The sequence below is a fragment of the Phycisphaera sp. genome, assembly GCA_025916675.1.
Taxonomy (GTDB): Bacteria; Planctomycetota; Phycisphaerae; order Phycisphaerales; family UBA1924; genus JAHCJI01.
On the sequence record CP098402.1, the window covers coordinates 3,416,093 to 3,430,220 of the forward strand.

9 protein-coding genes and 1 tRNA gene are annotated in these 14,128 nt (G+C 65.7%); 2 read left to right on the forward strand and 8 right to left on the reverse strand.

Annotation, left to right across the window (positions count from 1 at the left end; genetic code table 11):
- Positions 1 to 248: 248 nt before the first annotated feature.
- A complete protein-coding gene (locus NCW75_14645; protein ID UYV12521.1) occupies positions 249 to 2,960 on the forward strand; it encodes a hypothetical protein in 2,712 nt (903 codons plus the stop codon).
- 228 nt (positions 2,961 to 3,188) lie between these two features.
- Positions 3,189 to 3,263, forward strand: a tRNA-Pro gene (locus NCW75_14650).
- A 64-nt stretch (positions 3,264 to 3,327) separates the two neighbouring features.
- On the opposite strand, the gene NCW75_14655 is transcribed toward NCW75_14650, so the two are convergent.
- The 8 genes from NCW75_14655 to NCW75_14690 form a co-directional block, all read right to left on the reverse strand.
- Positions 3,328 to 4,449 (reverse strand): TIGR03067 domain-containing protein, encoded by a 1,122-nt coding sequence (locus NCW75_14655; GenBank protein ID UYV12522.1) that lies wholly within the window; start codon positions 4,447 to 4,449, stop codon positions 3,328 to 3,330.
- Between the two features lie 337 nt (positions 4,450 to 4,786).
- Complete coding sequence (locus NCW75_14660) at positions 4,787 to 5,002, reverse strand: hypothetical protein (protein ID UYV12523.1); 216 nt, start codon at positions 5,000 to 5,002, stop codon at positions 4,787 to 4,789.
- Between the two features lie 65 nt (positions 5,003 to 5,067).
- Positions 5,068 to 7,884: a hypothetical protein gene (locus NCW75_14665; GenBank protein ID UYV12524.1), complete on the reverse strand. Its 2,817-nt coding sequence runs from the start codon at positions 7,882 to 7,884 to the stop codon at positions 5,068 to 5,070.
- 4 nt (positions 7,885 to 7,888) lie between these two features.
- Positions 7,889 to 8,302 carry a biopolymer transporter ExbD gene (locus NCW75_14670; protein ID UYV12525.1) on the reverse strand — a complete coding sequence of 138 codons (414 nt, stop codon included), beginning with the start codon at positions 8,300 to 8,302 and terminating at the stop codon, positions 7,889 to 7,891.
- Between the two features lie 3 nt (positions 8,303 to 8,305).
- The gene (locus NCW75_14675; protein UYV12526.1) at positions 8,306 to 9,040 is read right to left on the reverse strand and encodes a MotA/TolQ/ExbB proton channel family protein; all 735 of its coding nucleotides are present in this window, start codon (positions 9,038 to 9,040) and stop codon (positions 8,306 to 8,308) included.
- A gap of 3 nt (positions 9,041 to 9,043) precedes the next feature.
- Entirely contained in the window at positions 9,044 to 12,115 is a 3,072-nt protein-coding gene (locus tag NCW75_14680) for a tetratricopeptide repeat protein (protein ID UYV12527.1), read from the reverse strand.
- Positions 12,116 to 12,372: 257 nt separating this feature from the next.
- Complete coding sequence (locus tag NCW75_14685; GenBank protein UYV12528.1) at positions 12,373 to 12,732, reverse strand: cupin domain-containing protein; 360 nt, start codon at positions 12,730 to 12,732, stop codon at positions 12,373 to 12,375.
- Positions 12,733 to 12,738: 6 nt separating this feature from the next.
- Positions 12,739 to 14,121, reverse strand: a complete 1,383-nt coding sequence (locus NCW75_14690; GenBank protein ID UYV12529.1) for a lysophospholipase — start codon at positions 14,119 to 14,121, stop codon at positions 12,739 to 12,741.
- Positions 14,122 to 14,128: the final 7 nt, after the last annotated feature.

Genomic DNA, 14,128 nt, shown 5'->3' on the forward strand with positions numbered 1-14,128 from the left:
GACCAAACGGGTGCGATCGTGCCTTACGAATGGCCAAAGGCGGACCCGAGCTTGCATGAAGGGCGTATCGGGGGCAGATTTTGCCCGTAACGCGCTCCCGGGCCGTTGGGTATATCGGAGTGTCCCGTCTACGCCCGCTGCCTCGGCGTTTGGCGGTCGGGTCTACTGCATGAGGCGTTTTCTGGCTGCTGATCCGGCCGGCGTCCTGTGGTGTTTCACTATCACGCGAGAACAGGGGAGAATCCCATATGCGAGGAAGCAAGAACAATGCCGTGCTGTTGCGTGCGGCCGCGGGCCTGACGATCGGAATGATGGGCCTGGCGGTTGCGCCAGCAATGGCGGACGATGTGATCATCATCGGCGACAGCCTCGCCGACACCTATCCGGGCGTTCGCACGCTTGAGCAAGAGTCTGGCCGCGTCGAGGCGTTCTATGGCGTGCCCATGACCACCGGCGTGACGGCCGAGCAGGCCGCGATGGACTTCCTCGCCCTGCACGGCGACGAGTTCGGCGTGGGCGAGCTCACGCTCGATGTGGCTCACCAGACCAGCGTTCGTGACGGCAAGTTCACGGCGTTCTTATTCAACCAGACGATCGACGGCCTGCCCGTCCACCTGGGCATCGGTCGTGTTTTGGTGCTCGATCGCGGCGTCGATCACGCCGTGGTATACGCTGCTGGCAACCTCGCGCAGAACGCCGAGGGTGATCTGCAAGACCTCGTGTTCCTGACCCCGGCTCAGGCAACGGCGATCGTTCGTAACGACATGCGTTTCACGAACTTCGTGAACTTCAGCCAGCCCGAGTTGGTTGCGTACTACGGCGGCGGCCAGGGCGAAGAAGCTGGCCAGACACGCCCGGCATATCGCGTGACGGCCGAGCACGTGAGTTTCCCGGTTGTCGATCAGGCGTTCGAGGTGTTCGTTGATGCCGAAACGGGCGAGCAGTTGCTCGTTCAGTCGGTGATCGCGCACGTCGATGTGGATGGCACCGTGTCCGGCCGTGCAACGCCGGGCCTGCTTCCCGACGAGGCCAGCAACCCGCCGACCGATCAACGATTACCTTTGCTCGAAGTCGTGTTACGCGGAGGGGCCGATGCGCTGAGCGACCTAAACGGTGAGTTCACCATCCCCCACTCGGGCACGTCGAGCGTGACGGTCGACGGCGAGTTGGTCGGTCCATGGGTGCGTGTAAACGACGTCTCCGGTCCCGAACTCTCGGCCAGCGTGGTCACGACGCCTCCCGGCCCGGCCGACTTGCTCTTCAATCCGAGCCCGAGCCAGTTCACGACGGCCCAGGTCAACGCCTTCCTGCACACGAACCTGTCGTACGATTTCATGAAGTCGCGTGCTCCGGGCTTTACCGGGCTCGATCGCCAGACGCCCGCCAACGTCAACATCAGTGACAACTGCAACGCATTCTTCAGCGGTGGCGACCTATCGATCAACTTCTTCACGGCCGGTGGAGGCTGCGTGAACACGGCGTACTCGACGGTTGTTGCCCACGAGTATGGCCACTTCATCGTGAACCGCCTTGGCCTTTCGCAGGGCGCGTTTGGTGAGGGCTATGGCGATTCGGTAGCCATCAACCTGTACGACACCGGCATCGTCGGAGAGCGGTTCATCGGTGGCGGCGCGGTGCGCAACCCCGAGGCCGCCCGCCAGCAGTTCCCCTGCGGTTCGGCCATCCACACCTGCGGCCAGGTGCTGGGCGGTTCGTGGCGCTGGATGCGTCTGAATATGACCAGCACTCTCGGTTCGGGCCCCGCGCTCGAACGCGTCCAAGACAATTTTGTGGCGTGGTCGATGATTACCCTGGGCGGCGATGGCAGCGACTCGGCGACGCCGCGCACGGCCATCGAGGTGCTGACGGTCGATGACGACGACGGCATCATCGGCAACGGCACGCCGAACTACACTGAGATTTGCGAGGCCTTCGATCGCCACGGCATCGACTGCCCCGAGCTCGACCTGCTGAGCATCAGCGTGGTCGACGCGCCCGATACGCTTGAGTCGGGTCAGAGCGGCCAGGTCCGCGTGAGCATCACCGAGTCAACCGCCGGACTTGTCGACGGCTCGCAGATGCTCGGCCTGATCATCGACGGCGACACGCAACTCGTGTCGCTGACGGCCGATGGCGGCGACGAGTATGTCGGCACGATCCCGGGCCAGCCAGGCCTGACCGATGTGGCGTACTTCATCACCGCCGACGCTGATACGGGTGACACCATCCGCGTGCCGAGCGAGGGCGGCTTCCCGGTGCTGGTGGGCGAGTTGCTCGTCAGCCTTGACTTTGAGGCGGCACCGGGCTGGACGGTGGAGAACACTGCCGTTGAAGACGGCGCCTGGGATCGTGGCGTTCCGCTGGGTGCGGGCGATGACCGCGTCGAGGATCCGCCCACCGACTTTGATGGCTCGGGCAGCGCATTCCTGACCGATCGCGCGGCTGACAACTCTGACGTCGATGGCGGGCCGACCACCCTGATTAGTCCAGAGTTCGACCTGTCGGCCTACGACGATGCAATCGTGTCGTACGCTCGCTGGTTCCGCAACGATGATGGCGACGAGGATCGCCTGCGTATCGAATTCTCTGACAACGGCGGCTTGACTTGGTCGCTGGCCGAGAATGTCGCCGACACGCCCGCTGGCTGGGTGGTTGCGGCTATTCGGGTTTCGGATGTGGTCGATGTGACCGATGGTTTCCGCGTTCGGTTCCTCGCCACCGACAACCCGAACAACTCGGTGACCGAGGCAGGCGTCGACGCGTTCAGCATCATCGTTGATGGCGGGTCGTCCTGCCGGGCCGACTTCGATGGCGACGGCGACCTGACCATCTTTGATTTCCTGGCGTTCCAGAACGCCTTCGATGCTGGTGACCTGGCCGCCGACTTCGACGGTGACGGCGCGTTGAACATCTTCGACTTCCTGGCGTTCCAGAACGAGTTCGCGGCCGGCTGCCCGTAAGCCACGCCTCGAGCCGTTTGGGGCTGAGAAGCAGTCCCCGACGACCCTGAATCGCCACGGCGAGCGAATCCAAGGGCCCTCCCGAGTATCGGGAGGGCCTATTTCGTTGGTTTCCGGGGGGACGGGTGGCCAGTCGCGGCGTGGGCTGCGGGCATACCATGGGGGCCCAGCGTGGGCCGGCCCCCAGCCGGCCCGAAGTGGAAGCGATGGGTTCGGATGCGGATGTTTCGGGGTGTGGCGCAGCTTGGTTAGCGCGTTTGACTGGGGGTCAAAAGGTCGGAGGTTCGAATCCTCTCACCCCGATTTCGATAAAGACCCCGCTGGGCTGTGCCCTGAGGGGTCTTGTCGTTCTGTCACGTAGAGATGCTCAATCCAGCTGCCCGACGAGAATCACGTAGCCATCGGGATCGATGATGCGCATCTCACCACTTTTCATGTGGTGGGGATGGGCGATCTCGTGGACCATGCGTGTCGTGTCGTCCGGGCTGCGTGCTCCGCTATAGGCGCCCGCATCTCGTAACCCTCGTTCGATCAGGTTCGCTCGCAGGGCGCTCAGGTCGGGGCTGTACATGTAGAACAGCACCGCCTGTTGCTCGGCGTCGATTGGGCCGGACGACTGAGCGAGCATGATCTCGGCGGCTGCGCTGCGTGCGAGCACCCAGAACATCTTTCCATCGTCGTCTGCCATCGCTTTGACGGGCGTGAAGCCGAGCATTGTGTAAAACGCCAACGACGCTTCGACATCCGCAACATGCACGTATGGGACCAGCCGGTTGATCGACGCGGCGCATCCGCAGCCGGAGGGGGCAGCGGGCGTTTCCTCGGGGCTGTGGAGATCAGAAACGGTCTGGGCACCTGTGTCTTTGAGGGTTTTCGGCGATGTGCCCGGTTGCCGGATGAGCACCTCGTACGCATGGCCGCGGCCCGCCTCGGTGTCGAACTCTCGAGGGCGCGGCTCGCCGGTCATATCGAGGCAGATCTCGAGTTTGTCGCCGTCGAGTTTGAAGATGCCGTGGTTCCAATTCCCCGCTTCCGGGCCCTCGGTGAACTCGATATCGATGTGCTGCGGCGAGGCTTCGGCGTCGATGTTGAAGACGCCCTCGTAGATCGCCTCGGGGGACTCTGTTCGGAACCGATCGCCGTCGATCAGGATGCGTGAATGCTGGGTGTGTGCGGCGGGGACTTGGTTGCCACCGACTTCGAGGGACTCGAAGGTCCAGGTCCCCTCCAGGCTGCGCAGCAACTCGACGTGCTGGGACAGCTTTGGCCAGCTGCCGAAGCCTGTGCTGCGTGCGATCGCAAACTGAGCATCGGCGAGGCGGATGCCCGCGGCGGCAGCGGCTTTCCCGGTCATGCCCTTTGCGGAAGGCAGGTGCTTGGTAAGGAGTTGAACCGCGTCTGGGTCTCCGGCCCGGATCCCTGCGAGGAGGGTCTTGGCCTGGCGACGGAGGTGGTCGAGATTCGGACGGTGGGGGAGCGGCTTGCTCATGACGTTTCTCCATGCAATTCACCTGGACCCGCATTCAGGTGGCACGAAGAAGCGTGCAGAATCTGGGTGTGATTTGGAAGTGGGTTAAACCCTTCCCGCGGGTCCGGAGGCGTCTTCAAGCCTATGAGAAGAATACCAGTCGGCACACGCTCGCTCAACTCTGAGGGCCGACGGCTTCCGGCGGGTGCACGAAATGCCCGCCTGTCGCTTGGCTCACTCCATTCAATGCGAACGCCGCGTTTGGATTCCAGAGGCCCATCAGGGTTACAAAAAGTTCAACTGGTGTCCTGTCACCCTGATTTGGGAGTAAAGCCCCGCAAGCCTCGTGCTTGCGGGGCTATTTTTTGTGTTCGAGTTCGTGGTGCACCGTTGAAAGCTGGCGTGCGTGCCGCACGAGAGCGGATGCGGTCGCGATCGTGTCGAACATGATGAGATCATGGCGGAAGTCTACTCGGCGTTCGAGGGTATCGGGCGAGGTCCGATCGTCCGAGGCGTCGTCGGCGACGACGATCTCGTAGGCAAGGCTGCACGCGGTGGTGATGAAGGAAACCAAAGAAACCACACCGGTTACACCGCCTTGAGGCCACTCTGGCTTCGCCTGGGCGGGTGGAGGTATGCCTAGATGGGGTCGGCCTCGGCCTCTTCATCCACCAGCAGCACCACACGGGGGTTGACGAACTCGTAGTCGTCCTTGTCGGAGCCAGGGCGTGCGACCGATTCGAACTCGAGCACGTTGCGGCCGAGGCGCAGGAGGCCCGACGGGATGGTGAGCACCTGCTCGCGGAAGCTGCCGTCCCTTGGCGACTGTGCGAGTGTCGCGATCTGGCGGCCGTTGATGCGCACCGGGTTCGGGGCCTGGGTGCCCTTGACCAGTACGCGCAGCTCGGCACCCCGCAGGCGGAGCTGGGCGTGGTCGCGGGTCATCTCGAAGGGCAGCTTGAGCACGAGCCCCTCGCTACGGCGTTGGAACTGGCTGTTGATGCTGCCGCTGAACTCGTCGTTGCCCAGGTGGTGGACCTCCGGCTCGGCTTCCATGACGATCACGAACGGGTCGATCTTGCGGAGGCGGACGACCACGCGACGGCCGGCGCGCAGGTCGCGCTGGGCGATGTTGACGGCGCCTGGCGTGTAGCCCTCGTGGACCGCCGTCAGCGCGGCATTGTCGGGAATCTCGTCGAAGCCCAGGGCGAACGTGCCGTCGTCGTTGGTGGTTTCGGTGAGGTCGGCGGTGCCCTCAAGGTCGAGACGGACCTGCGCGTTGGCGAGGGGTTGTTCGGTCTCCTCATCGATGACAATGCCGAGCAGCTCGAAGCGGTGGGCGATGGTCTCGGGTAGATTCAGTTGCGGCGCGGCGAGTGTCGGCGGTGCGAGGTCGAGGGCGAGCGTCGGTTCGGGCGGGCTGCTCGCCGGCGTGAAGTCTTCGGCATCGACCGCGAGGCTCGCTTCGGGGATGTCCAGCGTGGTGGATGTTGCGTCGAAGTCTGTGAGGGGCACGGCGACATCGCCGGCGACCGGTGCCGGGACGGCTCGCGTGTCCGCCTCGGCCAGTTCGAGCGTTCTCGAGCCTTGCTCGGCGGGGGCCGCTTCGGCTTCGCCGGTAGATGGCATGGCGAGCGTCGGGCCGAGGGCGTCGAGTTCGGGCAACTCAATCGACTCGCCGGTGAGCGCGTCGAGCTGGGTCGGTTCGGTGCCCGAAGGGCTCGCCTCGCCGACTGTCGCGCTCGGCGAGAAGAGCGAGCCGTCGGTGATGGAAGCCTCGGCGGCGTCGAGTGTTACGGTGTTCGGCGTCGAACCCGAAGCGATCTCGATGTCAGTGGCTTGCGAGGTCCGCGAGCTGCTGGCCAGTGCTGGCGCGTCGATGCCGGTCTCGGCTTGCGCCAGTGGTTCGGCGGCGGGGGCCTCGGGCATGCCCAGCGCGGGTGTTTGTGCCTGGATGGCGGGCAGGTCGGGCGTGCCGGCGTCGGCGATCTGGATTGCTGGTGTCGCGACGGAACTCTCCCGCACGGTCGTGCTTGGCTGCAAGGGCGAGCCGGTTGGTGCGGGCGTGCTCTGGGGCTGGAAGGTGATGGAACTCGACGAGGTTGCGGTCGAGACAGCCGGCGCGACGGGCGCTGGGGTTGACGCCTGCGCGAGTGCGGCCGGCGCTGACGAGCCACGCATCTGGTCGCTGACCGACGATCGCAGGGCTGATGAGGAGAGCGCGACCTGCAACCCCTCGGGCTTTCCATTGGGCTGGCCGGCGGTGGGGGGCACCTGGAGCGCCGCGAGCAAGGCCATGATGCCGGCGTGGATGACCAGGCTGACCAGGGCGTACTTGGCCATCAAGCCCAGCGTGGCGATGCGTGCCTGCCACTGCGCGTCTCGGACCGTGCGGCGGAGCAACGCGAGCAGCAGCACGATCGCCAGCGCCAACAGGATCCACGGGATGAGCCCGAGCAGGCTGCCGCGTGTGGTGCTGCGGGCGAGGTAGACTTCCTTTGACACCGCACGCATCAGGCGTGGCTGGTCGTCGACCATCGTGGCGAACTGGATCGCGAAGCCTTCGAGGCTCAGGGATGGGTCGAGTTCGTCGCTCGTCGTGTTGATAGAGGTACCAAGCGAGCGGGCAGTATCGAAAATGACCTCTGAGGTTGAGTCAGTGCGGATGCGTGCGCGGTAGAGGTCGTATCCGCCGGTGCCGGTCTCACGATCGGATGTGAAGTATACAAAATCGCCTGCTGTTGTGATCGCCGGGCCAGCGTCGCGCGCGGGACTGGAGAACTCGTGCAGATGGCGAGGGCTTGTAGAATCGATGTCGGCAAGGTACAGATCAAAATCAGTCAGTGGCGGCTCGCCGACCTCGCCATCACGCGGACGATCGGACGAGAACAGCACCGCCTCGGCACCGCTGGAACGGATGAATGGGTGCGGGTCTGTTTCGTCATCGCGCGTGTTGAAGCCCAGGGGCGATGGTGCCAGCCAGAGGTCGCCTTCGCGAAGGGATATCCAGATATCGAGACCACCCGCACCACCGGGGCGATCGCTCGCGAAGTAGAGGCGTTGTCCATCAGCCGAGAGCGACGGTGACAGTTCGTTGTCGATCGTGTTGAGCTGGGCGAGGGAGCGCGGCTCGGTCCAGGCATTACCCACGCGGCCGGCGATGAACAGATCGGCGTCGCCCGTGTCGCTGATGCGCGTGAGCAGCAGCGTGTCGCCGTCGGCTGAGATGACCGGGTCGCGACCGACAATCGGATCGCCCGCGACCGAGCGAAGTGGTTCTGGTGGACGCCACAGGATGTCTCGCACGGGCGCATCGACGACCGAGGTTCGTATGGCCGAGTCATCGGTGTAGAACGCTTGCCGATCGGCGTCGAACCACCACCAGGCCGCAACCACGCCGCACGCGAGTGCGCCCAGGGCGAGCATCGTCAGGATGAAACGTGATCGCGTGGGCATGGCGTTATCCGAGCGGCACGGTGTCGAGGAATGGCTGCTGCACGCCCGCGGCCTTGCAGACGTCCAGCACACGAGCGATGGTGCCGTAGGCGATGTCCTTATCGCCTCGCACCGAAACCTTCTGATCGGGGTTCACGCGGACGGCGTCGGCGACGAGCGAGCGCAGCTCTTCGAGCGTGTGCGTCTGCCCACCGATGATGATGGTGCCCTCGCTGTCGATATTAATGATGATCTCGCGCAGCATCGTTGAGATCGGGCCGGCGGCCTCGGCCTCGGGCAGCGCGATCGCCAGTTCCCGCTCGCTCTGCTGGTAGGTCGTCGCCACCAGGAAGAAGATGAGCAGCAGGAACACCATGTCGATGATCGGCGTCATCTCGATGCTCGGGCCCGCCTCGTCTTGTTTCTTGCCGATGAGCACGGATTATGCCTCCGCGCCCGCGGCGACGGCCGGTGCCCGAGTCGTTGCGCCGTTGCTATGCGAGGGCAGATTCCTCGGGTGTTGGCCCGGTTCGAGCACGTACCGCTCGACGAAGTCGACGGCCACGCGGTCGAGCTCGCGGGCGATGATGTCGACGCGTGATACAAGCCAGTGGTAGAAGATGATCGTCGGGATCGCCACCAGCAGGCCAGCGGCTGTCGTGATCATGGCCTCGTAGATACCGCCGGCCAGCAGTTCGGCCTTGCCCAGGCTCTCGCCCGACATCGCGACCGTCTGGAAGGCGCGGATCATGCCGAAGATGGTGCCCGTCAGGCCCAGCAGCGGCGCGATGGCGGCGATGACCGTGAGCATGCGCAGGCGTTTGCGGAGCAGGAACAGCTCGTGCTCGCCCTGGGCGGTCAGATGCTTCTCGACGATCTCGTGCGCGTGGCCCAGCTTGTCGAGACCTGCTGCGATGATGCGGGCGGCGGGGCTCTGGTTCTTCTTGCAGGCTTCCGTTGCTTCGGCCGGCCCACCGGATTGCATCGCGGCGTGCAGCTTCTTCTCGAAGCCCGGAGGCACAACGCGCGGCTTGCGCAGCACCGCCAGGCGTTCGAGTACGACAGCAACGACCACCAGCGAGCACAGCACGATGGGGATCATCATGATGCCGCCCTTGGTGGCCAGCTCGAATACCGAGGGTGTTCCGCTCTGCGCGAGCAAGTAAGAAATCGTCATGGCTCAGCCTCCTCGCCCGCTGGTTCTGGTCCCGCCCGGCCCCGCGATGGCGGCGAGCCGCTCGCCCGCCGCCGTGGCCCAGTCGCTCTCGGCAAATCGTTCCCGGACGGCGCGGTACTGGGCCCGCGCCTCGCCCACCTTGCCCATCGCCTCGAAGCAGCGACCAGCCTCGTATAACGCCGCGGCGCTCCAGGTGGGTGACGCGTGCAGGATGTCGACCCGTAGCAACTCACGGACGGCTTCTTCGTGTTCTTTGAGGGCGAACAGGCACTCGCCCAGTTGGAACTGCGCGCGGGCCGCGGTGTCGCCCTTGTGCTTGTCGGTGACGGCCTTGTAGTGCGGCATCGCCTCGCGGGGTTTGCCAGAATTCTCCAGCGCCCAGCCAACACCGAACTCGGCCATGTACCAGCGCGGCGACCTCGCATGCTCGCGGCGGTGACGCTCGTAAGCGGCTTGGCTCTTGCGCCAATCCTGTGCGGCGGCATGGGCCTCGCCAAGCCGCAAGAGTGCGGCCTCGGGTTCGACGCCATCGCCAGCGTGTTGAAGGGCGACCTCGAACTGCTCGGCGGCCTCGCGGCCCCGCTTGAGCTCGAGCAGGGATTCACCCAGCAGCATCGCGCCGGGGCCGGTGAGTTCGCCGAGGTTCTTGTCGTCGAGCAATGCGACGACCCTGCGGTGGTCGTTCAACTGATAGCGTGCCCACGCGGCCTTGTACATCGCCGTCGTGCCGAGCGAATCGTGGGATGCGAACGGTTCGAGCAGGTCGGCGGCCTGGGCATAGTCCTTGCTCGCGATCAGCAGGTCGGCCAGGTCGACCGCGGCGTTGGCCGAAGTCGGGCTGTCCGAGGAGGACAGTGTGGCGAGAACGCGCGAGGCACGTTCGGATTCGCCGGTGTTCCGAAGGCTGGTGGCCAAAGCGTATTGGTACAGACTCGCGCTCTCGGCATCGAGCCCGGACGTGCCCAGCCTGTTGGCGAGCGTGACGGCTTCCCCGTGCTCGCCCGCCCGGCTGAGCGCGATCACGCGCCACGCCCGGGCGGGGCCATCCATGCCCCGCAGTAGATTCGCGGCGTCCTGTGGTCGACCCGCGTTGATGAGCGCTCGGGCGCGTTCGAGGGCGATATCGATGGCGAGCGCGCTCCCGCCACGCTCGGCGGCTTGGGCGTAGAGGTCTGCGGCGCGCTGGGCCTCCCCCGCTCGGCTGGCGATGGCGGCCATGTGCCGCAGCGCGTGGGGCGCGAAGCGCGTGTCGCCGTGTTGTTCAAGCAGTCGCTCGAAGCCGCGTTGCGCGCGAGCGTCGTTGCCTTGCGAGACATGAGCCTGGGCCAGCTCGAACAACGCGTGCGGCACGTGCCCGCTGCGCGGCCATGTCGAGAGCAGGGTGTCGAGCGTCTCGATGGCCTCATTGGTATTGTTCTGGCGGAGCTGCGCCAGCGCGACCTTCATCGTGGCGGCGTCGCTGCCCTCGCCGTCTTCCCCCGCCGCCTGAACGTATTGTCCGAAGCCCCGCTCGGCCTCCTGCCACTCGCCCGCTTCGAACGCGATGTCGGCCAGTGTGAACAATGCGGGCAGGAATTCGGCCCGCGTGCGCCGCCCTTCGGTGATGACGCGAAGGTGCTTGGTCGCCTCGTCGCTCTGACCCTGGGCGTGCAGGCTCATGCCCAGGCGATACCGGGCCTGCTGCGCGAGCGAGCCATCGGGTGCCTCAATCAGGGGAGCAAACGCCCGCGACGCGGCGCGATACTCGCCCTTGCGATACGCGGCCTCGCCCTGGATGAATCGGGCGTTCGTCGCCAACGGGTGCCGTGAGAAGGTTGACGTAAACTGGCTCGCGAGCTCCGAGGCCTGCTCGGTGTCACCGGCGTCGAGCGCGAGCGAGGCCATGGCGTACAACGCGTCGGGCGCCATCGCGTGGTCGGGATGGGCCGAAAAGAATTGCGCGAACGCACGCGATGCGGCGGTGCCTTCCCCGTCGCGCTGCAGCGCGACGGCCAGGTCGTACCGCATCTCGGCGGCCAATGGGCTACGCGAGTGCCGCTCGAGGGCGGTCTTCAGACGCTCGGCGGCGTTGCTGGCGCGGTCGCGCCGCAGATCGGTCTTCGCCCGCCAGTACGCGATGTCGTCGGCCAGTTCCGTGTCGCCCGCCCGTTCGGCACGATCCAGTGCGCGGGCCGCGTCGGCGAGTTCGTCGATGTCGAGCAGGGCAAGGCCGAGCTCGAACTGCACGCGTGCCGGCTGGTGCCGCGGGCTGTCGTCGGCGAGCATCCGCAGCACATTGGCGGCCTCGCCGGAGCGTCCCTCGGCTCGCAAGATGGCGGCCAGTTGCAGCATCGCGTCCGGTTTGGTGCGTTCGCCACCCCGCGCCACGGCGCGCTGGTAGGTGCTGATCGCGTCGGCGGTGCGGCCAGCGCGACGGAGTGCCTGTGCCTGATGGAGCATGGCCAGGTCGCCCAGCTCGTCGCGCCCTCGGGGAGGTAGGGCGCGCTCGAACCATTCGGCGGCCTGCGCGTGATCTCTCTCGCGTTTGGCTCGGATGGTCTGGGATAGGCCGGCGAAGAAAGACGCGCGGCGGTAGGCGTCGCGGTCGCGGCTCATGCGATCGGCCAGGCTGGAGTAGCTCTCGATCGCCTGCTCGTGGCGGCCCGCGCGGTGCGAACTCTCGATCAGCAGCGAAGCGGTGCCAGCCCATGCGGCGTGGTCTCGATGGGCGACCGCAGCTCGGGCAGCGTCGGCGGCGCGTGGGTAGTCCTTTTGGCGGAAGTACAGGTGCGTGCGAAGGACGTCCGCGTCGGCTCGGAATGCGAAGCGCGAGCCGGTTTCCAAGCCGGAGAGCGTCCGGAGGGCGTCGGCGTCCCGGCCCAGGTTGTACTCGGCCATCGCCAGGCCATAGCGGGCTTCGTCGCGTGAGGCGGCGTTGTCGAGGGAACGCAGCGCGGTGGAGTACTCGGCAGCGGCCTCGGCGTGCAGGCCACGCTGGAGGAGTCCGTTCGCGGTACGCAGCGACCGATCGCCGTCTTGGGCGAGGGTCGCGTGCGTCAGGAAGGCCACCACAGCGATCGCGAGCACGGCGCGCATGGGCACCTCCCGACAAGACGAGCCACCAGATCTCCGCCGACCGCTTCCATGCGATCGGCCCTCTCCACCGAGAGTCATTGGGGAGTTGGGCCCGTCGCGCTTCAGGTGTCGAACAAATTGTTTTTGTCGACAGGCTGCCAGAATGCGAACGTAAGTTTGTGATCGCTTCGCAAGCAATTGGAGTGCGGGGCTTTGCGCTCGTTCGGGTCTTGGTGATAAGGGAATGCGATTGAGATTCTTTGATCGGCGGGTGTTCGTTAGATCCAGGCCTGATCGTGGACGGTGCGCTCGTGCTCGACCTGCCCGGTGTGCCTGGTCTTTTCCGGCTCGAAGAGCAAGACCGATGCGCCCTTCGGTGCGTACGGACAATGTTCGACACCACGCGGCACCACGAACACATCCCCCGCTTTCAGGGGCACCTCACGATCGCGCAGCTTCATGATGAGTTCACCCTCGACGATGTAGAACAGCTCGTCCTCGTCGGCGTGGGCGTGCCACACGAACTCGCCCTCGAGCTTGGCGAGCTTGACCAACTGGCCATTCAGCGCCGCGATGATTCGTGGCGACCAGGTGTCGGAGAACTGGCCAAGTTTGTCAACGAGATTGATGGCTTCCATGGGGTGCTACTCCTCGCCAAACCGGGTGTTAATCCACGTCGCGATCAGCTCGATGGTGGCGGGATCGAAGGTCGTTTCGATCTGGGCATACTCGCTCAGCGCGCCGGTTGTCGCGGGCTGGAAGAGGTGGTTCAGCCCGGGCAACTCAGTTGTCGTTGCGTCAGGGTTGTCACGCAAGGCGCTGGCGATGGCTTCGAGGTTCTCTTTGGGCGGCACCTGCAGATCCAGCCCTCCATTGAGAGCCAGCACCGGAACGCGAACCTTCGAGAGCGGGCCCGCCGGATCGTGCGACAGCAGGGCGCGCATCCATGTTGCCGAGAGTGCCCCGATCAGCATCGGTCGCTGCTCGGGCGTGGCCCCCAGTGCGGAAACGATCTCATCGGTCAACAGTTCTTCGAGGCGTTCGGCGGCTTCTTCCTCGTCGCCGGCGCTCGCGGTGGCCTCGAACAACTCGCGCAGGATCGGCTCTCGCTCTTCCAGGACCTCCGCATCCTCACCCTCGGCAAGGCCCATAAGGCGGGATTGGCTGACCAGGAGCTGGATCATGTCGGTGCCCGGGCCGGCCAGCAGCACGAGAAAGTTCGGGTCACCTCCGGCCTCGACGACCAGCGGCGCGACGATGCCGCCCTCGCTGTGACCAACCAGTCCTACCGCATCGGTGCGCACCTTGGGGTGCCGGCGGAGGTACTCCATCGCGGCGCGGGCGTCGAGTGCGAAATCGGTCGACGTCGCACCAGCAAACTGGCCGGTCGAGTGGGCAAACCCACGATCGTCATACCGCAACACGGCGATGCCGCGGCGGGTGAGCTGGTCGGCCAGCACGAGGAAGGGCTTGTGGCCCATGAGCGACTGGTCGCGATCTTGCGCGCCCGAGCCGGTGATGAGCACGACGCCCGGGAAGGGGCCTTCGCCGCGCGGCGTGGTGAGCGTGCCGGCGAGGGTCACACCCTCGGCGCGCGGGTTCTCGATCGTTGCGCCGAACGAGTCGTAGGGGAGCGGGCCCTCGGGCTCCTGCGCGCGCTTCGCGCGGGGCGCGGGCAGGCCCGGCTCGAGCGTGAGTGGCAGTTGCCCGCCCTGGTGGAACGTGCCGACCCAGACGCCATCTTCCCACGTCGCCTCGTAGCGGATGTTGGCCGCCTGGAGCGTGAACTCCAGGTTCTGGTCCTGTGCACGAATGCTGGTCAGCGGCATCAGCGCACCGGGGGCCTGGTCCGGGCTCTCGAGCGTGCCGGCCAGTGTGCCGGTGTTGTCGGCGGTAATGCGGATGATCAGGGTGAGCGAACCCATTGGTGTTTCGAGTATGCCGTGCCAGTCGCCCTCGGTCTCTTGTGCGTGTGCGGGGATCGCAAGGGCAAGGAGCACGAGCAGGATGGTGAAGAACCTGGGCATTGGTGGT